The 18,636-nt window shown below is 71.2% G+C and carries 10 protein-coding genes, 1 tRNA gene and 2 rRNA genes; 1 reads left to right on the top strand and 12 read right to left on the bottom strand.

The window, feature by feature from the left end; all coding sequences use genetic code 11:
• Positions 1-257 precede the first annotated feature (257 nt).
• The 9 genes from ACOV8S_RS02020 to ACOV8S_RS01980 form a co-directional block, all read right to left on the bottom strand.
• Positions 258-728: a Dps family protein gene (locus tag ACOV8S_RS02020; RefSeq protein WP_448315703.1), complete on the bottom strand. Its 471-nt coding sequence runs from the start codon at positions 726-728 to the stop codon at positions 258-260.
• A 167-nt stretch (positions 729-895) separates the two neighbouring features.
• Positions 896-1,276 carry a helix-turn-helix domain-containing protein gene (locus ACOV8S_RS02015; RefSeq protein ID WP_382556381.1) on the bottom strand — a complete coding sequence of 127 codons (381 nt, stop codon included), beginning with the start codon at positions 1,274-1,276 and terminating at the stop codon, positions 896-898.
• Positions 1,277-1,385: 109 nt separating this feature from the next.
• Entirely contained in the window at positions 1,386-1,955 is a 570-nt protein-coding gene (locus tag ACOV8S_RS02010) for a CinA family protein (protein ID WP_448315702.1), read from the bottom strand.
• Positions 1,952-2,614 (bottom strand): CDP-diacylglycerol--glycerol-3-phosphate 3-phosphatidyltransferase, encoded by a 663-nt coding sequence (gene pgsA / locus ACOV8S_RS02005; protein WP_448317320.1) that lies wholly within the window; start codon positions 2,612-2,614, stop codon positions 1,952-1,954. Before pgsA ends, ACOV8S_RS02010 begins: the two co-directional genes overlap by 4 nt.
• A 50-nt stretch (positions 2,615-2,664) precedes the next feature.
• Positions 2,665-4,188 (bottom strand): 30S ribosomal protein S12 methylthiotransferase RimO, encoded by a 1,524-nt coding sequence (gene rimO, locus ACOV8S_RS02000; protein ID WP_448315700.1) that lies wholly within the window; start codon positions 4,186-4,188, stop codon positions 2,665-2,667.
• 101 nt (positions 4,189-4,289) lie between these two features.
• Positions 4,290-5,123, bottom strand: coding sequence for a helix-turn-helix domain-containing protein (locus tag ACOV8S_RS01995; protein WP_448315698.1), 834 nt, complete (start codon positions 5,121-5,123; stop codon positions 4,290-4,292).
• Between the two features lie 369 nt (positions 5,124-5,492).
• Positions 5,493-8,282 (bottom strand): DNA translocase FtsK, encoded by a 2,790-nt coding sequence (locus ACOV8S_RS01990; protein ID WP_448315696.1) that lies wholly within the window; start codon positions 8,280-8,282, stop codon positions 5,493-5,495.
• A gap of 148 nt (positions 8,283-8,430) precedes the next feature.
• The gene (locus ACOV8S_RS01985) at positions 8,431-9,126 is read right to left on the bottom strand and encodes a response regulator (protein WP_382556365.1); all 696 of its coding nucleotides are present in this window, start codon (positions 9,124-9,126) and stop codon (positions 8,431-8,433) included.
• A 301-nt stretch (positions 9,127-9,427) separates the two neighbouring features.
• Entirely contained in the window at positions 9,428-14,857 is a 5,430-nt protein-coding gene (locus ACOV8S_RS01980; RefSeq protein WP_448315694.1) for a HAMP domain-containing protein, read from the bottom strand.
• Between the two features lie 330 nt (positions 14,858-15,187).
• Here ACOV8S_RS01980 and ACOV8S_RS01975 point away from each other — a divergent pair, with 330 nt between their 5' ends.
• A complete protein-coding gene (locus ACOV8S_RS01975; protein ID WP_448315692.1) occupies positions 15,188-17,938 on the top strand; it encodes a SpoIIE family protein phosphatase in 2,751 nt (916 codons plus the stop codon).
• A gap of 79 nt (positions 17,939-18,017) precedes the next feature.
• Here ACOV8S_RS01975 and ACOV8S_RS01970 read toward each other — a convergent pair.
• The 3 genes from ACOV8S_RS01970 to ACOV8S_RS01960 all read right to left on the bottom strand — a co-directional run.
• Positions 18,018-18,090, bottom strand: a tRNA-Thr gene (locus tag ACOV8S_RS01970).
• A gap of 253 nt (positions 18,091-18,343) precedes the next feature.
• Positions 18,344-18,460, bottom strand: a 5S ribosomal RNA gene (gene rrf / locus ACOV8S_RS01965).
• Between the two features lie 71 nt (positions 18,461-18,531).
• A 23S ribosomal RNA gene (locus tag ACOV8S_RS01960) occupies positions 18,532-18,636 on the bottom strand; the annotation flags it as partial.

Below are 18,636 nucleotides of genomic sequence, written 5' to 3'. Positions count from 1 at the left end.
GACCACGCCCGTGGCCCGCTCCTTGGCGACGCAGTGCACCGGCAGCAGGCTCACGGTCCACCCGCCCAGCACCACGCCAGCCTCCACCGCCCCGGAGGCCCGCGGGACGAGGGCCAGCCGCAGGGCGGCCCACCACCACACCAGCCCCAGCGTCACCCTCACCGCCACGCCCATGCGGCACCTCCCGCTCCGCCCGGACGGCGGCTCGCGCCCCGACACGGCGATCCCGCGGTCCCGCGGCCGCCCGGACCGGAGGCCTACCCGTTCTCCGCCTGGAACATCCAGTGGTGCTTCTCGAGGTCCGCGGTGATGCCGATCAGCAGGTCCTGCGTGATCGGGTCGGGCTGCTCCGTCTCCTGGACCCGTGAGCGCATGCGCCCGATGACGGCGCCCAGCGCGTCCACCAGGGCGCGCACCGCGTCGCCGTCCTTGATCCAGCCGTCCGCGACCGTCGAGATGCCCGACCTGGAGGCCACCGTGGCCGCACGGCCGTCCGGGGAGACCCCGAGCGCCGAGGCCCGCTCGGCCACCGAGTCGGAGTGGGCGCGGGCGCTGGTCACCACGTCGTCGAGCTGCAGGTGCAGCGAACGGAAGCGGGGGCCCACGACGTTCCAGTGGACCTGCTTGGCGACCAGCGACAGGTCCACCAGGTCGACCAGCGCGCCCTGCAGCGCACTCCCGACCACCTTGAGGTCCTCGTCCGGCAAAGGGCTCTTCACGACATACATGCGCAGCTCCTCGTCAGCCGACGTGTCACTCCACGATGACCGCACCCCGCCGACACGGCAAACGGGGCGTACACGCATCCTGCGCGTGTACGCCCCGTCCGGAAAACTCGGGCCAGGCTCAGACTCGGGCCAGGCTCAGACTCGGGCCGGGCTCATGTGGGCCGGGCTCAGGCCGCTACCACGTCGACGGCCTCCGCAGGGGCCTTGATGGTGACCCGCTCCGGGGAGACGCCCGTCACCGAGACGGAGCCCAGCATCGGGCGTACCGGGGCCGGTACGGCGGAGGAGTCGGTTGCGGCCGCGGACCGGGCCAGTTCGGCGAGAGCGAGCTCGTCGCTCACCTCTCGCATGAGTTCGGACATGCGCACGTCCAGCGCATCGCAGATCGCACTGAGCAGTTCGGAGGACGCTTCCTTCTGCCCGCGCTCCACCTCGGAGAGGTAACCGAGCGAGACCCGGGCGGAAGAAGAGACCTCGCGCAAAGTACGGCCCTGGCGCTGCCGCTGCCGACGCAGCACGTCACCCAGCAGGCGACGGAGCAGAATCATCGGTGGCTCCCTCCTCGGACCGCGTAACCGCATCCTTCTCGCCCCACCGTACCGCCTCGCGCCGCGGCCGTGCGGGGAGCGATGTCGTGTTCACTCAGGGCTGCAAACATCAGATCCCCCCGTTCCGTTCCGTATCGTGTGTCCGCTCGTTTCCTTGCCGTTGGCCCGCCTGCTCGGCCCTCTTGGCGTCGAGGAGCTCTTCCACAAGCAGCGCGAGAACGCTCCGTACACTCTCCATACGAATTTCCGCCCGCGTGCCGTTCAACCGCAGAGCGCGCACTTTCCCGCCCGCGGACGCATCCTCACCGTCGGCCGAACCACCCACGACGGCGACGTAGACGGTGCCGACGGGCTGCCCGTCCTGGGGCTCGGGCCCGGCCACCCCGGTGGTGGCGATGCCCCAGTCGGCGCGCAGCGCCTTCCGCACGCCCCGCGCCATCTGCTCCGCGACCCGCGCGTCGACCGCCCCGTGCTCGGCGAGCAACTGCTCGTCGACCCCGAGGATGCGGTGCTTGATCTCGGTGGCGTACGCCGTCACCGAGCCGAGGACCGCCTTCGAGGCCCCCGGAACCTCCGTCAGCTCGGCTGCGACCAGCCCTCCGGTGAGGGACTCGGCGACAGCGACGGTCTCCCCGTGGTAAGTGAGCATCAGGACGGCTTCGGCGGCCGCGGAGGTCATGCCTTGCTCCCCCTCAACGCGGCCCGGCGCTCGGCCATTCCCTGCCGGCGCAGCACGATCGCCTGACGGACGTAGTCCAGACCGGTGACGACGGTCAGCGCCACCGCCACCGCCATCACCCACCAGCGCAGGGTGGCCAGCCAGCCGGTCAGCGCCAGGATGTACATGCCCACCGCGATGCCCTGGGCGAGCGTCTTGAGCTTGCCGCCACGGCTGGCGGGGATCACGCCGTACCGGATGACCAGGAACCGGATCACCGTGACGCCGAGCTCCCGGCCCAGGATGACCGCCGTCACCCACCAGGGCAGCTCGTCGAGCCAGGACAGGCAGACCAGCGCCGCGCCCATGATCGCCTTGTCGGCGATCGGGTCGGCGATCTTGCCGAAGTCCGTGACCAGGTTGTAGGTGCGGGCCAGATGCCCGTCGAACAGGTCGGTGAACATGGCCACCGCGAAGGCCGCCCACGCGAAGGAGCGCCACGCCGGGTCGTACCCGCCGTGGGCCAGCATCAGCATCACGAACCCGGGCACCAGCACCAGCCGGAACATGGTGAGCAGGTTGGCCACGTTCCACAGACTGGCCTGGTTCACGGCGGCCGCCGCGATCTTGCCGCCCTTGGCCGCCGGCCGGGCGCCCAGGGGCTCGACGGGTTCGTCCATCAGGACCTCCGTCTCGGGCGAGGCGCCCGCCGCGGACGCCGGTACGCCGCTCATCCGGTCGCCTCCGCGCGCTCCGCCCGGCCGCCGGGGAAGGCTCCGGCGCCCAGCAGCGCGCCGCCCACCGGCTCGGCCACCAGGTCGACGCCCTCGGTGGCGATCACCTTCGCCTCGACGAACTGCCCGACCCGCAGGCCGCCGGCCTCGGTGAGCCGGACCTGGCCGTCGGTCTCCGGCGCCTGATGCGCCGCACGCCCGTACACACCGTCCTCCTCGTCGACGGACTCCACCAGCACCCGGACCGTCTCGCCCACGCGCTCCTCGGCACGCTGCGAGACGAGTTCCTCGGCCAGCCGGGAGACCCGGGCGAGTCGCTCGGCGACGACGTCCTCGTCGAGCTTGCCCTCGTACCCGGCGGCCTCGGTGCCCTCCTCGTCCGAGTACCCGAAAACGCCGATGGCGTCGAGACGGGCGTGGGTGAGGAAACGCTCCAGCTCGGCGAGGTCCGCCTCGCTCTCGCCGGGGAAGCCGACGATGAAGTTGGAGCGCACGCCGGCCTCGGGGGCCTTGGCGCGGATGGTGTCCAGCAGCTCCAGGAAGCGGTCGGTGTCGCCGAAGCGGCGCATGGCGCGCAGCACGGCGGGCGCCGAGTGCTGGAAGGAGAGGTCGAAGTACGGCACGACGCCCGGCGTGGAGGTCAGCACGTCGATCAGGCCGGGGCGCATCTCGGCGGGCTGCAGGTAGCTGACGCGCACCCGCTCGATGCCCTCGACCTCGGCGAGCTCCGGCAGCAGCGTCTCCAGCAGGCGGATGTCGCCCAGGTCCTTGCCGTAGGAGGTGTTGTTCTCGGAGACCAGCATGACCTCCTTGACGCCCTGCTCGGCCAGCCAGCGCGTCTCGTTGAGGACGTCGCCGGGGCGGCGGGAGATGAAGGAGCCGCGGAAGGAGGGGATGGCGCAGAAGGAGCAGCGCCGGTCGCAGCCGGAGGCCAGCTTCACGGACGCCACCGGCGCGCCGTCCAGCCGTCGGCGCAGCGGGGCGCGGGGGCCGGAGGCCGGGGCCAGGCCCTCGGGGAGGTCGGCCGGGGCCGGCTCGGCGTCGGCGGCCGCTCCGTGCCCGGGCAGGGCGACGTCGGTGGCCGCCTGGCGCTCGGCGGGGCTGATCGGCAGCAGCTTGCGCCGGTCGCGCGGCGTGTGGGCGGCGTGGACGCCGCCGGAGAGGATGGTCTGCAGCCGGTCGGAGATGTCGGCGTAGTCGTCGAAGCCGAGGACGCCGTCGGCCTCGGGGAGCGCCTCGGCGAGCTCCTTGCCGTACCGCTCGGCCATGCAGCCCACGGCCACGACCGCCTGGGTCCGGCCGTGGCCCTTGAGATCGTTGGCCTCGAGGAGGGCGTCGACGGAGTCCTTCTTGGCGGCTTCCACGAAACCGCAGGTGTTGACGACGGCGACGTCCGCGTCCTCGGCGTTCTCCACGAGGGCCCAGCCGTCCGCCTCCAAGCGGCCTGCGAGCTCCTCCGAGTCCACCTCGTTACGGGCGCAGCCAAGGGTGACGAGTGCGACGGTACGGCGTTCAGGCATGGGCTCAAGACTACTTCGTTCCGTCGGCATCCCACGCCGACGGGGTTGGCCCGGCCGGACCAACCCCGTCTGCGCACGCCCCTCGGTCCTCCGCACGGCGGCTATCCGGCGGCGGGGTCGCCCTTGGTGTAGGACAGGCGTTCCACCTGGCCGTTCCGGAAGTCGTCCTCGATCTTCTCGCCGTTGACGTGGAGCTCGAGAGCTCCGGCGTTGCCGAGGACCAGGTCGACGCGGGTGTCGTCCTGGAAGGTGCGCGAGGCGCCCTGCTCCAGGACGCCGTCCCACAGGACGCGCCCGTTGTGGTCCTTGGCGGAGATCCAGCTGCGGCCGTCGGGGGCGCTCACCTTCACCACGACCTTGTCGCGCGGCGCGGCGGCGATGGCGCTCTCGGTGGGCTCGGGCGCGGCGGGCTCACGGGTGGGCTTCTCGGTCACCGAGACGCTGGGCTCGGGGCCCTCGGCGACCTGGGCGCGGTCGGCGCCGTCGCCGTCGCCGCCGAAGGCGGTGAAGCCGACGAAGCCGATCACGGCGACGATGGCGGCGACCATGGCCGCCGTCCAGTTCGGACCGCGCCGCTCGGGGCGGATGCGTTCCGCCTCGAAGACCGGTGCCGCCGGGGTGGGCGCGGAGCGGCCGCCGTGCTTGCTGCCGTAGGCGGCGATCAGCGGTTCCGGGTCCAGTCCGACCGCGCGGGCCAGGGTGCGGAGGTGACCGCGCGCGTACACGTCGCCGCCGCAGGGGCCGAAGTCGTCCTCCTCGATGGCCCGCACGATGGCGACGCGCACCCGGGTGGCGTTGCTGACGTCTTCGACCGACAGTCCGGCCGCCGTGCGCGCCCGCTGGAGGGCGTCGCCGATCGACGGCAGGTCGTGGCGGTCCTTGTCGGTGTCGTCCTCGAACGGACGCTCTTCTTCTGGGGGGTTGCCGAGGGACACGGGGGCGCCTTTCGAGGGTGTGGCCACCTGTGCTGGAGGTTCAGTCTAGGGGGGGTGCCGAAGAGTGGGGCAAGCGGGCGACGACGGTTTGTAGGCCGCCGGTGGGCTCCCGCCTGTGACCGGTTTGACGTGCGTGAGCGGGGAACGGTTGCCCTGTCTCCCGTTACAGGAGGGTCACGGCCGACCTGAGTACCGGGCGGGCCCGGTGGGGCATCCGCCTAGATGATCCCCCATTCCCGCTCCCCTTCCACGTCCGGCTCTCGCCAAACCACCCGAAGGTCGCTCGCCCGCCGCACGGTTGCGGTTCCTCGGCGCGACGCGCGGCGGCCTTCCGCGCGCCGGGCCCCTGCTCCTCCCGCGCGCCGGGCTCTATTCGCCGGTGCTCTCGCCGCGGATCCTGGCGAGGGCCTCGTCGAGCTCGTCCGCCTTTACCAGGACGTCGCGGGCCTTGGATCCCTCGCTGGGGCCGACGATCTGACGGGACTCCATCAGGTCCATCAGGCGTCCGGCCTTGGCGAAGCCGACGCGCAGCTTGCGCTGCAGCATCGAGGTGGAGCCGAACTGCGTGGTGACGACCAGTTCGGCGGCCTGGCAGAGCAGGTCGAGGTCGTCGCCGATCTCCTCGTCGATCTCCTTCTTCTGCTTGGTGCCCACCACCACGTCGTCCCGGAAGACCGGGGTCATCTGCTCCTTGCAGTGCTCGACGACGGAGCGGATCTCGTCCTCGGCGACGAAGGCGCCCTGCATACGGATCGGCTTGTTGGCGCCCATCGGCAGGAACAGACCGTCACCCTTGCCGATGAGCTTCTCGGCGCCGGGCTGGTCGAGGATGACGCGGCTGTCGGCCAGCGAGGAGGTCGCGAAGGCGAGCCGCGAGGGCACGTTCGCCTTGATCAGGCCGGTGACGACGTCCACCGAGGGCCGCTGGGTGGCGAGCACCAGGTGGATGCCGGCGGCGCGGGCCAGCTGGGTGATGCGGACGATGGCGTCCTCGACGTCGCGCGGGGCGACCATCATCAGGTCGGCGAGCTCGTCCACGATCACCAGCAGGTACGGGTACGGCTGGAGTTCGCGCTCGCTGCCGGGCGGGGTCTTCAGCTTGCCGCTGCGGACGGCCTCGTTGAAGTCGTCGATGTGCCGGTAGCCGAAGGCCGCGAGGTCGTCGTAGCGCAGGTCCATCTCGCGCACCACCCACTGCAGGGCCTCGGCGGCCCGCTTGGGGTTGGTGATGATCGGTGTGATCAGGTGCGGGATGCCCTCGTAGGCGGTGAGCTCGACCCGCTTGGGGTCGACCAGCACCATCCGGACGTCCTCCGGCGTGGCCCGCATCATGATCGAGGTGATCAGGCAGTTGATGCAGGACGACTTGCCGGAGCCGGTCGCGCCGGCCACCAGGATGTGCGGCATGTGCGCCAGGTTGGCCATCACGTAGCCGCCCTCGACGTCCTTGCCGAGGGCCACCAGCATCGGGTGGTCGTCCTCGGCGGCGTCCGCGAGGCGCAGCACGTCACCGACGTTGACCATCTCGCGGTCGGTGTTCGGGATCTCGATGCCGACCGCGGACTTGCCGGGGATCGGGCTGATGATCCGCACGTCGGGGCTGGCGACGGAGTACGCGATGTTCTTGGTGAGCGCGGTGATCCGCTCGACCTTGACGGCGGGCCCCAGTTCGACCTCGTACCGGGTGACCGTCGGGCCCCGGGTGAAGCCGGTGACGGCCGCGTCGACCTTGAACTCCTTGAAGACGTTGCCCAGCGCGGCGGCGACGGCGTCGTTGGCGGCGGTGCGGGACTTGCCGGGGCCGCCGCGGTGCAGCAGGTCGAGCGAGGGCAGCGCGTAGGTGATGTCGCCCGCCAGCTGCAACTGCTCGGCGCGCGGCGGCAGGTCGTGCTCGCGGACCGGCGGCGCCTTGGTCAGGTCGGGGACGGTCTCGGCGGTGGCCGGAAGCCGCTCCGGGGCGGGCACCGGCAGGTTCTTCGGCTCGGGCCGCGCGGTCGGCACGGACGGCTCGGACCGCTCGGTGTCCTCCCCGCGCCCGCCCCGCTCGGTGACGCCCTGGGTGAGCCCGGCGACCAGCGGCGACGGCGGCAGCCCGTTCATGATCGCCCCGTCCAGCGCGGCGGCTGCCTCGGCGGCGACGTCGACGGCGTCCATCGGCCGGTTCGGGTCGGGGCGGCGGGCGCCGCGGCGGGAACGGCCCCGGCCGCGGGCCGGCGTGTCCAGACCGGCCGCCTCGGCCGTGTCCTCGTCCGCCGGGGGCAGCTGACGCCGGCTCCGGGAGCGGGGCAGCGCCTCGCGCCACTGCTCCTCGTACCGCTCGTCGTCCTCCCCCACCACGTCGTCCTCGGCGAAACCGGGCGCCGCCGCGGGAGCCTGCACCACGCCCAGCCTGACGCCCAGGGCACGCAGCCGCTGCGGGATGGCGTTGACCGGGGTCGCGGTGACCACCAGCAGACCGAAGACGGTGAGCAGCAGCAGGAGCGCCACGGCGAGCGCGGCGCCGGTCGCGTAGACCAGCGGGGTCGCGGCCGCCCAGCCGATGAGCCCGCCGGCGTCCCTTATCGCCTGCATGCCGCCGCTGCGCGCGGGCGCCCCGCACGCCAGGTGGACCTGCCCGAGCACGCCGATCGCCAGGGCGGACAGACCGATCACGATCCGCCCGTTGGCCTCCGGCTGCTCCGGGTGACGCACGAACCGCGCGGCGACCACGGCGAGCAGGATCGGCACCAGCAGGTCCAAGCGGCCGAACGCGCTGGTGACCAGAATCTCCACCAGCTCCCCGACCGGCCCCTGCAGGTCCGCCCAGGTGCCCGCCGCCACCATCAGGGACAGCGCGATCAGCAGGAGGGCGACGCCGTCCTTGCGGTGGGCCGGGTCGAGGTTCTTCGCCCCCGTCCCTATGCCCCGCAGCACGGCGCCGACGGCGTGCGCGACACCCAGCCACAGGGCGCGGACGAGCCGGTAGACGCCGTTGGTGGGGCTCGGGGCCGGCTTGGGCGCGGCCTTGGCGGCCGCCTTCTTCGCCGGAGCCCTCTTCGCGGCGACCTTTTTGGCCACCGGTTTGGTCTTCGCGGACCTGGCGGGCCTCGGCGCCCTCGCGGCCGAGGACGCCTTCGCGGGAGCGGGCGGCTTCTTGGCGGCGGAAGGTCGTGAGGCCATGAGGGTGAGGTTACCGGGGGAGACGCCTGGGGACACGCCTGCGCGAGCCTTCACCCGTTCGTGTCGTCCTCGAGGTCGACGCGGCGTCTGCCGGCGGTGTGCGGGACATCGGTGACACCCCCTCAGCGACCCGTTCGGGCGGGGTTCCTCAGCTCTGCTGCGGGAGCCTCGGCGCGGCCGCCCCGGTACCCGGCTCCAGCGCGTCCAGGGCACGGCGCAGACCGTTCAGCTTGCGCTCCAGGTGCGCCGCCGTGGCGACCGCCGCGGCGTCGGCCGCCTCGTCGGTCAACTGCTTGGACAGCGCCTCCGCCTGCTCCTCGACCGCCGCCAGCCGCGCCGACAGCTCGGCCAGCAGGCCGGAGCCCGCCGCGCCCTCCTTGACGGCCTCGCCCTCGGGCCGCTCGCCGCCGCCCTCCAACTGCAGCCGCAGCAGCGCCGCCTGCTCCTTGAGCTGGCAGTTCTTCATGTACAGGTCGACGAAGACGGAGACCTTCGCGCGCAGCACCCACGGGTCGAACGGCTTGGAGATGTAGTCCACCGCGCCCGCCGCGTACCCGCGGAAGGTGTGGTGCGGCCCGTGGTTGATGGCCGTGAGGAAGATGATCGGGATGTCCCGGGTCCGCTCACGCCGCTTGATGTGCGCCGCGGTCTCGAAACCGTCCATCCCCGGCATCTGGACGTCGAGCAGGATGACCGCGAAGTCGTCCGTCAGCAGCGCCTTGAGCGCTTCCTCCCCGGACGATGCCCGGACCAGCGTCTGATCGAGCGCGGAGAGGATGGCCTCCAGCGCCAGCAGATTCTCCGGCCGGTCATCGACCAGGAGGATCTTGGCCTTCTGCACCATGGCCCGTCCTCCTCGCCCCGGCTTGGGGCCGCCCCAGTTCGCAGGACTCGCGGCGACGTCCTGGGACGCCGCCCGCGAGGACGACTCCCTTGCGCCGTCCGTCCTTGTGCCGGTCATCGTAGCCGCACCCCGGGTGCCACCACACCCTGTCACCGCGATGTCACTGTGCATGCAGCAGAAACGCGACGCGAGACCAAATGGTTCCCGGTAGTACGGTTCGCCCACCGGGCAGCACGCGGCCACGGCCACCCTCCGTAGCCCGCTTACCCCCGATGGCCGGTTTCTCACCTCCCGGAGCGGATCACTTCCGCCCCATCCAACTCTCCATCACCTCGAGCAGGTGATCGGGGTCCACGGGCTTGGTGACGTAGTCGGACGCGCCCGACTCGATCGCCTTGTCCCGGTCGCCCTTCATCGCCTTCGCCGTCAGCGCGATGATCGGCAGTCCGGCGAACTGCGGCATCCGCCGGATCGCCGTGGTCGTCGCGTAACCGTCCATCTCCGGCATCATGATGTCCATCAGGACGATCGTGACGTCCTCGTGCTGCTCCAGCACCTCGATGCCCTCGCGGCCGTTCTCCGCGTACAGCACCGCCACCCCGTGCTGCTCCAGCACGCTGGTGAGGGCGAAGACGTTGCGGATGTCGTCGTCGACGATCAGCACCTTCTCGCCGTGGAACCGCACGCCCGGCCGGGCGCCCGCCGACGGCGCGGCGGACCGCTCCGCCCCGCCCTCGTCGAACGCCGCCCTCGACTCCTCCGCCGGCCGCGCCGGCGGCTGCTCCTCCCGGCGACGGCGCCGGAAGAGGGCCGCCGGACCGCTCTGCGTCTCCCGGTAGGAGTTCACCTCGGCCGGCGTCTCCCCCGCGGGCAGCTCCGCCCGCGCCGGGGAGCCCTCCAGCGCCTCGCCCTCCCCGGGCCCCTGCTGCGCGACCTCGTTCGGGTACAGCGGCAGGTAGAGCGTGAACGTGGAGCCGCGTCCCGGCTCCGACTGGGCGTGGATCTCGCCGCCGAGCAGCCGCGCGATCTCCCGCGAGATCGACAGACCCAGGCCCGTGCCGCCGTACTTGCGGCTGGTGGTCCCGTCGGCCTGCTTGAACGCCTCGAAGATCACCCGCATCTTGCTCGCCGCGATGCCGATGCCGGTGTCGGTCACCGAGAACGCGATCACGTCCGCGTTCGGCTCGCTCAGCGAGCCCGACTCCAGCAACTGCTCCCGGATCGCCGACGGGACGTCCGCCCCGGCATGCCGGATCACCAGCTCCACCGCGCCGCCGTCGGTGAACTTCACCGCGTTCGACAGCAGGTTGCGCAGCACCTGCAGCAGCCGCTGCTCGTCGGTGTGCAGCGTCGCCGGCAGCTCCGGCGACACCCGCACCGAGAAGTCCAGGCCCTTCTCCGCGGTCAGCGGCCGGAACGTCGCCTCCACGTAGTCCACCAGCTGCACCAGCGCGATCCGCGTCGGCGAGACGTCCATCTTGCCCGCCTCGACCTTCGACAGGTCCAGGATGTCGTTGATCAGCTGCAGCAGGTCCGAACCCGCACCGTGGATCGTCTCCGCGAACTCCACCTGCTTCGGGGAGAGATTGCCGTCCGCGTTGTCCGCCAGCAGCTTCGCCAGGATCAGCAGCGAGTTCAGCGGAGTCCGCAGCTCGTGCGACATGTTGGCGAGGAACTCGCTCTTGTACCGCATGGAGACGGCGAGTTGCTCGGCGCGCTCCTCCAGGACCTGCCGCGCGTCCTCGATCTCGGTGTTCTTCACCTCGATGTCGCGGTTCTGCCGCGCCAACAGCTCGGCCTTCTCCTCCAGTTCGGCGTTGGACTCCTGCAGCGCCAGCTGCCGCTGCTCCAACTCCGCCGAGCGGTCCCGCAGCTGCTCGGTCAGCTTCTGCGACTGCTTCAGCAGCACCTCGGTCTTGCTGTTCACCGAGATGGTGTTGACGCTGGTCGCGATCATCTCCGCGATCTGGTTGAGGAAGTCCTTCTGGATCTGCGTGAACGGCGTGAACGACGCCAGCTCGATCACGCCCAGCACCGTGCCCTCGAAGAGCAGCGGCAGCACGATCACCTGCGCCGGCGGCGCCTCCCCGAGACCGGAGGAGATCTTCAGGTAGCCGCTGGGCGCGTTCTCCACCAGGATCGCCCGCCGCTCCTGCGCGGCCGTGCCCACCAGGCCCTCACCGGGCCGGAACGACGTCGGCATCGACCCCATCGAGTAGCCGTAGCTGCCGAACATCCGCAGCTCGAACGCGTCCCCGTCGAGGGCTCCGACCTCCTGGGTGTCCCCCGGCGGGATCGCCAGGAAGAACGCCCCGTGCTGCGCGGACACCACCGGCGTCAGCTCGCTCATCACCAGCGACGCCACGTCGTCCAGGTCCCGGCGGCCCTGCATCAGCGCCGAGATCCGGGCCAGGTTGCCCTTCAGCCAGTCCTGCTCCTTGTTCGCGATCGTGGTGTCGCGCAGGTTGGCGATCATCTTGTTGATGTTGTCCTGCAGCTCCTGGATCTCGCCGGAGGAGTCGACGTCGATCTTCAGGTTGAGGTCGCCGCGGGTCACCGCGGTGGCGACCCGGGCGATCGCCCGCACCTGCCGGGTCAGATTCCCGGCCATCTCGTTCACCGACTCCGTCAGGTCCCGCCATGTGCCGTCCACGTCCCGCACCCGCGCCTGACCGCCCAGCCGGCCCTCGGTGCCCACCTCACGGGCGACCCGGGTGACCTCCTCGGCGAACGAGGACAGCTGGTCGACCATCGTGTTGATGGTCGTCTTCAGCTCGAGGATCTCGCCCCGCGCGTCGATGTCGATCTTCTTGGTCAGGTCGCCCTTGGCGATCGCCGTCGTCACCATGGCGATGTTGCGCACCTGACCCGTCAGGTTGGACGCCATCTGGTTCACCGACTCGGTGAGGTCCTTCCATGTGCCCGCCACACCCGGCACGTGCGCCTGACCGCCCAGGATGCCGTCCGTGCCCACCTCACGGGCCACCTTGGTGACCTGCTCGGCGAACGACGACAGCGTCTTCACCATGATGTTGATGGTGTCGCCGAGCTGCGCGACCTCGCCGCGCGCCTCGATGGTCACCTGCCGCGTCAGGTCGCCGTTGGCGACCGCCGAGGCGACCTGCGAGATGTTCCGCACCTGGGTGGTGAGGTTCTTCGCCATCAGGTTGACGTTGTCGCTCAGGTCCTTCCAGATGCCGGTGACACCCGGCACGTGCGCCTGACCGCCCAGGATGCCCTCGGTGCCCACCTCGCGCGCCACCCGCGTCACCTGCTCGGCGAACGACGACAGCTGGTCCACCATCGTGTTGACCGTGGTCACCAGCTCGAGGATCTCGCCCTTGGCGTCGACGGTGATCTTCTTCGACAGGTCGCCCTTGGCCACCGCCGTGGTGACCTCGGCGATGTTCCGCACCTGGATGGTGAGGTTGTTCGCCATGAAGTTCACCGACTGGGTCAGGTCCTTCCAGGTGCCGGAGACCCCCTGCACCTCGGCCTGACCGCCCAGGATGCCCTCGGTGCCCACCTCACGGGCCACCCGGGTCACCTGCTCCGCGAAGTTCGAGAGCTGGTCGACCATCGTGTTGAGGGTGTTCTTCAGCTCGAGGATCTCGCCCCGCGCGTCCACGTCGATCTTCTGCGACAGGTCTCCGCGCGCCACCGCCGTCGCGACCTGCGCGATGTTACGCACCTGCGCCGTCAGGTTCCCGGCCATGCCGTTCACCGAGTCCGTCAGGTCACGCCACACCCCGGCCACGCCCGGCACCTGCGCCTGACCGCCCAGGCGCCCCTCGGTGCCCACCTCGCGGGCCACCCGGGTCACCTGGTCGGCGAACGCGGACAGCTGGTCGACCATCGTGTTGATGGTGTTCTTCAGCTCGAGGATCTCGCCCCGCGCGTCCACGTCGATCTTCTGCGACAGGTCGCCGCTCGCCACCGCCGTCGTCACCTGCGCGATGTTGCGCACCTGCGAGGTGAGGTTGCCGGCCATGCTGTTGACGGAGTCGGTGAGCTCCTTCCAGGTGCCCGACACCCCGTCCACCCGGGCCTGACCGCCCAGGCGGCCCTCCGTGCCCACGTCCCGTGCCATCCGCGTCACCTGGTCGGCGAAGCTGGAGAGCTGGTCCACCATCCGGTTCACGGTGTTCTTCAGCTGGAGCATCTCGCCCGAGACGTCGACCGTGACCTTCTGCGACAGGTCGCCGTTCGCCACCGCAGTCGTCACCTGCGCGATGTTCCGCACCTGACCGGTGAGGTTGCGGAACGCCGTGTTGACGGAGTCGGTGAGGTCCTTCCAGGTGCCGGCCGCGCCGGGCACCTGCGCCTGACCGCCCAGCTCACCCTCGACGCCCACCTCGCGGGCCACCCGCGTCACCTCGGCGCCGAACGCGGAGAGCTGGTCCACCATCCCGTTGACGGTGTTCTTCAGCTCCAGCATCTCGCCGGCCACGTCCACCGTGACCTTCTGCGACAGGTCGCCGTTCGCCACCGCAGTCGTCACCGCGGCGATGTCCCGCACCTGCGTCGTCAGGTTCCGGAAGACCGTGTTCACCGAATCGGTGAGGTCCTTCCACGTCCCCGCCGCGCCCGGGACGTTCGCCTGGCCGCCCAGCCGGCCCTCGGCGCCGACCTCGTTGGCCACCCGGGTGACCTCGTCCGCGAAGATCCGCAGCGTCTCGGTCATCTGGTTGATCGTGTCGGCCAGCTGCGCCACCTCACCGCGGGCGCTCACCGTCACCTTCCGCGACAGGTCGCCGTTGGCCACCGCCGTGGTCACCTCGGCGATCCCGCGCACCTGCGCGGTGAGGTTGCCCGCCATCAGGTTGACCGAGTCGGTCAGGTCCTTCCACACACCGGCCACGCCCGGCACCTGCGCCTGACCGCCCAGCTCACCCTCGGTGCCCACCTCACGGGCCACCCGGGTCACCTCGGCCGCGAACGCGGAGAGCTGGTCCACCATCGTGTTGACGGTGTTCTTCAGCTCGAGCATCTCGCCCTCGACGTGCACGGTGACCTTGCGGGAAAGGTCACCGTTGGCCACGGCGGTGGTGACGAGCGCGATGTCCCTCACCTGAAGGGTGAGCCGGTGCGCCATCGTGTTGACGGACTCGGTCAGGTCCTTCCAGGAACCCGACATCCCGCGCACCTGGGCCTGACCGCCCAGCTTGCCCTCGGTGCCCACCTCGCTGGCCACCCGGGTCACCTCGTCGGTGAACCGCGACAGCTGGTCGACCAGGTTGTTCACCGTGCGCGCGACCTTCAGGAACTCGCCGCGCAGCGGATGCCCGCTGCCGTCGGCGCCCCGGGTCCGCAGCTCCATCCGGGGCGACAGGTCACCCTCCGCCACCGCGGAGAGCACCCGGCCCACCTCGGACACCGGCCGCACCAGGTCGTCGACCAGCGCGTTCGACGCGTCGATCGCGGAGGCCCAGGAGCCCTCGCAGGCCCCCGTCTCCAGCCGCTCGGTGAGCTTTCCCTCACGTCCGACCATCCGCCGCACGCGGGCCAACTCGCCCGTCAGGTGCAGGTTGCGGTCCGCGACCTGGTTGAACACGGCGGCGATCTCCGACATGACGTCGTCGCCGGACACCGTCAGCCGCTTGCGGAAGTTCCCGTCCCGCATCGCCACCAGGCCGGACAGCAACCTGTTGAGCGCGGCCGTGTCCACCTGGGTGGTGCCTCCGCCCTTCGCACGCGTCCTACTGCCCCGCGTCGCCGCGCCAGCCTCCACTGTGTCCCTCCCGCAGGGATCGACCAACCACTGCCGCTCACGTGCCCGCAACCTCGGCCACGCTCACTTCGCCCTCCCGTCACAACCACGCGCCGGGGGTGTATGCATCAAGCCTGCCCAGTGTTTCACTTCGGCCGAACCAGGCCATAACAGTTCGGCAAGCCCGCACACCGTCCGCACACACTGCGGACGGAATCGGCGTCAACCGGCATCCGCGCGGACCTCTCAGGTAAGTAACCTTGCAGGAGGCTGCCTGGGCCGAACGGTCCCGTCCGGCCCTGGGCGGTGGTAAGACGAAGTGTGGGCATCGGAGGGGCGGCCTCGGAGAACATGACGACCGGACTGATCTCGGGGGACCCGACCCCGGAGCACACCGGGCCGACGGAAGCGTTCCCCGCTCAGCAGCGGCACGCGCAGGACGCACCGCCGGACACCCACGCCCACGAGCGCACGAGGAGTTCTGTGATCACCGCGCGGGCGGCCGCCAGCTTCGAGCCAGTGGGGCGCTCCGTCGCCACGGCCCGCTCCTTCGTCCGCGACACCCTGCAGGGCTGGGGCTTCGCCGACATCATCGACGACGCCGTGGTCCTCACCAGTGAGCTGGTCACCAACGCCGTGGTCCACGCCGGCACCGCCGCCGACGTCGTCTGCCTGCGCTCCGACGACGGCGTCCGCATCGAGGTCGCCGACCACTACCCCGAGCGCGAGGTCCCGCTCCAGTCCGCCGCGCACCCCGTGAGCAGCCCGGACCAGGAGGGCGGCCGCGGCCTGCAGCTCTGCGCCGCGCTCGCCGCGCGCTGGGGCGTGGAGTACACGACCACCCGCAAGCAGGTGTGGTTCCAGCTCGACCTCCCCGACCGCGCCGTCGGCACCCGCTCCGCGGGCCCCGCGCTCCCGGTCGACATGCTCCCCGCCGCGGACGGCCGGGTCAGGGTGGCCGTCGTCCAGATCGACCACGACGGCGCCGTCAGCGCGTGGAACGAGGACGCCGAGGAGCTCTTCGGCTACCCGGCCTCCTCCGTCACCGGCAAGCCCCTCACCGACCTGGCCGCCTGGCCGCACACCCCCGGCACCAGCACCGGCATCGTCGAGGCCCTCCAGCTGTCCCGCTGGGAAGGCAGCTACGGCATCCGCGACGCGGCGGGCCGCGTCGTCCCGGTGTACGCCTCCCACCTGCGCGTCCGGGACCCCGAGGGCGCCCCCTCCACCGTCTGTCTCCTCGTCCGCAACGAGGAGCGCGCCGTCCTGCAGAGCCCCTCCCGCGGCGCCGGGGGCGACACCGCCCACCACGACGGCCGGGACGCCGACCCCTTCGAGGTCTTCATCGGCTCCCCCGCCCCCGACGACCTGGACGGCCTCCTGCAGCGCACCGTCGAGCGGGCCCGCGACATGCTCGACGCCGACGCCGCCTTCCTGCTGCTGGCCACCGACGACGAGACCGAGCTGGAGGTACGCGCGTCGACCGGCCTGCCGTCGGCCCGCCAGCGCTTCGCCCGCGTCCCCGTCGAGGCCGGCCCCGGCCGCTACGGCTCGGCCCGGATGCCCGCCGTCCACGACGACCTCGCGGCCACCCCGGGCTCCATCCCGCTGCTCGACGGCACCGGCATGCGCTCCGTGGTGACGGTTCCGCTCAAGGTCGAGGGCCGCCTCACCGGCTCCCTCGGCGTCGCCGCGGAAGCCTCCGGCCGCTACTCCAACGAAGAGGCGCTGCGTCTGCAGTTCGCCGCCGACAGGATCGCCCTGGCCGTCGAGTCGGCCCGTCTGGGCGAGCTCGAGCGGCTCCGCCGCGGCTCCCTCAGCTTCCTCGTCGAGGCCTCCGACCTGCTGGCCGGCACCCTGGACCGCGACCAGACGCTGGCCCTGATGGCCCAGATGACCGTGCCGACGCTGGCCACCTGGTGCGCCGTCTACACGATCAACGACCCGTCCTCCGACCCCTATCTGTCGTACGTCCTGCATGAGGACGAGGACCGGATCGACGGGCTGAAGGCCCTGCTCTCCAAGATCTCTCCCCCGGACCCGGTGCCGACCCCCGGTGCCCGCGTCTGGACCGCCCCGTTCAAGGCCGCCCACGACGCCGCCCTGCGCACCTCCATGCGCAGCCTCGGCCTGGGCGAGCCCACCACGGTCTCCTCCGGCATCGGCCCCACCCTCGCCACCGCCTCCGCGGTGGGCGGCGAGACGGTCGTCCTGCCGCTGGTCGCCCGCAACCGGGTCATCGGCATGCTCACGCTGGGCAAGCCCACCGACGAGCACTTCCGCCAGGAGTCCCTGGAACTGGCCGAGGACCTCAGCCGCCGGGCCGCCCTGGCCCTGGACAACGCGCGCCTCTACTCGGAGCGCACGGCCATCAGTCAGTCCCTGCAGCGCAGCCTCCTCCCGCCGGAACTCCCCCGGATCGACGGCGTCGAGGTGGAGGTCATCTACCAGGCGGCCGGCGAGGGCAACGAGGTCGGCGGCGACTTCTACGACCTCTTCCCCATCCGGGACGGCGCCTACGGCTTCGCCATCGGCGACGTCTGCGGCACCGGGCCCAACGCGGCGGCCGTCACCGGCCTCGCCCGGCACGCGCTGCGTCTGCTGGCCCGCGAGGGCCTCAGCGGCCCCGCCGTGCTGCAGCGCCTGAACTCCGCGATCCTCGACGAGGGCGAACGCAGCCGCTTCCTCACGCTGCTCTACGGAGAGCTGTGGCCTCAGGAGGACGGCAGCGCCCTGCTCAAGGTCGTCTGCGCCGGCCACCCGCTCCCCCTGCGCCTGCGCCAGGACGGCACGGTGGAACCCGCGGCGGAGCCTCAGCCGCTGCTCGGCGTCATGGACGACCTCGAGCTCTACGAGGAGACCCGCGTCCTCGACCCGGGCGACGTCCTGCTGTGCGTCACGGACGGCGTCACCGAACGCCGCGAGGGGATGCGCATGCTCGGCGACGACGGCCTGGCGGACGTCCTGACGACCTGTACCGGGCTCACGGCCGGCGCGGTCGCCGCGCGGGTCCTGCGGGCCGTCGAGCGCTTCGCCTCCGAGCCGCCGTCGGACGACATGGCCATCCTGGCGATGCGGGTACCGGGGCTGCAGGCCGACTGACGGAGGGCCGGGTCGGCCCCGGCCCTCCCGGAAACGTGAAAGAGGCCCCGCCCGAATGGGCGGGGCCTCTTTATGACTGAGCCCCCAAACGGAATCGAACCGTTGACCTTCTCCTTACCATGGAGACGCTCTACCGACTGAGCTATAGGGGCCTGTCGTTTCGAGGTTTCCCTCGCGGCGACACATGAATACTAACCCACGACCTGCAGGGATTCCAACTCCAAGCCGAGCGGCGGGCCGGCCGCGCGGACGTCCGCCCGCAATTGCCCAGAATTGTGCGGCCCGCACCCAAGGGCGTCGGCAGCCGGCCGTTGCGGAGCTGCCCCGGCCGCGGCGGCCCGGATCGACCTGGCAGGGAATGCAGAAAGCCCCCGCACCAATGGTGCGGGGGCTTTCCCAATATTTGTTCGGCGGCGTCCTACTCTCCCACAGGGTCCCCCCTGCAGTACCATCGGCGCTGTGAGGCTTAGCTTCCGGGTTCGGAATGTAACCGGGCGTTTCCCTCACGCTATGACCACCGAAACACTATGAAACAACAACCGGCAATATGGTTGTTCGTGGTTTCAGAACCAACACAGTGGACGCGAGCAACTGAGGACAAGCCCTCGGCCTATTAGTACCAGTCACCTCCACCCGTTACCGGGCTTCCAGATCTGGCCTATCAACCCAGTCGTCTACTGGGAGCCTTACCCCATCAA

The sequence above is a fragment of the Streptomyces sp. CO7 genome (assembly GCF_053474865.1).
Note: the sequence above shows the minus strand (reverse complement) of the source record. Positions and strands in the feature narration are given on the sequence as shown.

Coding starts and splice junctions, on each gene's coding strand:
- ACOV8S_RS02010 (WP_448315702.1), bottom strand. CDS start 1,955: ATGACCTCCGCGGCCGCCGAAGCCGTCCTGATGCTCACTTACCACGGG.
- rimO (WP_448315700.1), bottom strand. CDS start 4,188: ATGCCTGAACGCCGTACCGTCGCACTCGTCACCCTTGGCTGCGCCCGT.
- pgsA (WP_448317320.1), bottom strand. CDS start 2,614: ATGGACGAACCCGTCGAGCCCCTGGGCGCCCGGCCGGCGGCCAAGGGC.
- ACOV8S_RS01975 (WP_448315692.1), top strand. CDS start 15,188: ATGACGACCGGACTGATCTCGGGGGACCCGACCCCGGAGCACACCGGG.
- ACOV8S_RS01985 (WP_382556365.1), bottom strand. CDS start 9,126: ATGGTGCAGAAGGCCAAGATCCTCCTGGTCGATGACCGGCCGGAGAAT.
- ACOV8S_RS02015 (WP_382556381.1), bottom strand. CDS start 1,276: ATGATTCTGCTCCGTCGCCTGCTGGGTGACGTGCTGCGTCGGCAGCGG.
- ACOV8S_RS01990 (WP_448315696.1), bottom strand. CDS start 8,282: ATGGCCTCACGACCTTCCGCCGCCAAGAAGCCGCCCGCTCCCGCGAAG.
- ACOV8S_RS02020 (WP_448315703.1), bottom strand. CDS start 728: ATGTATGTCGTGAAGAGCCCTTTGCCGGACGAGGACCTCAAGGTGGTC.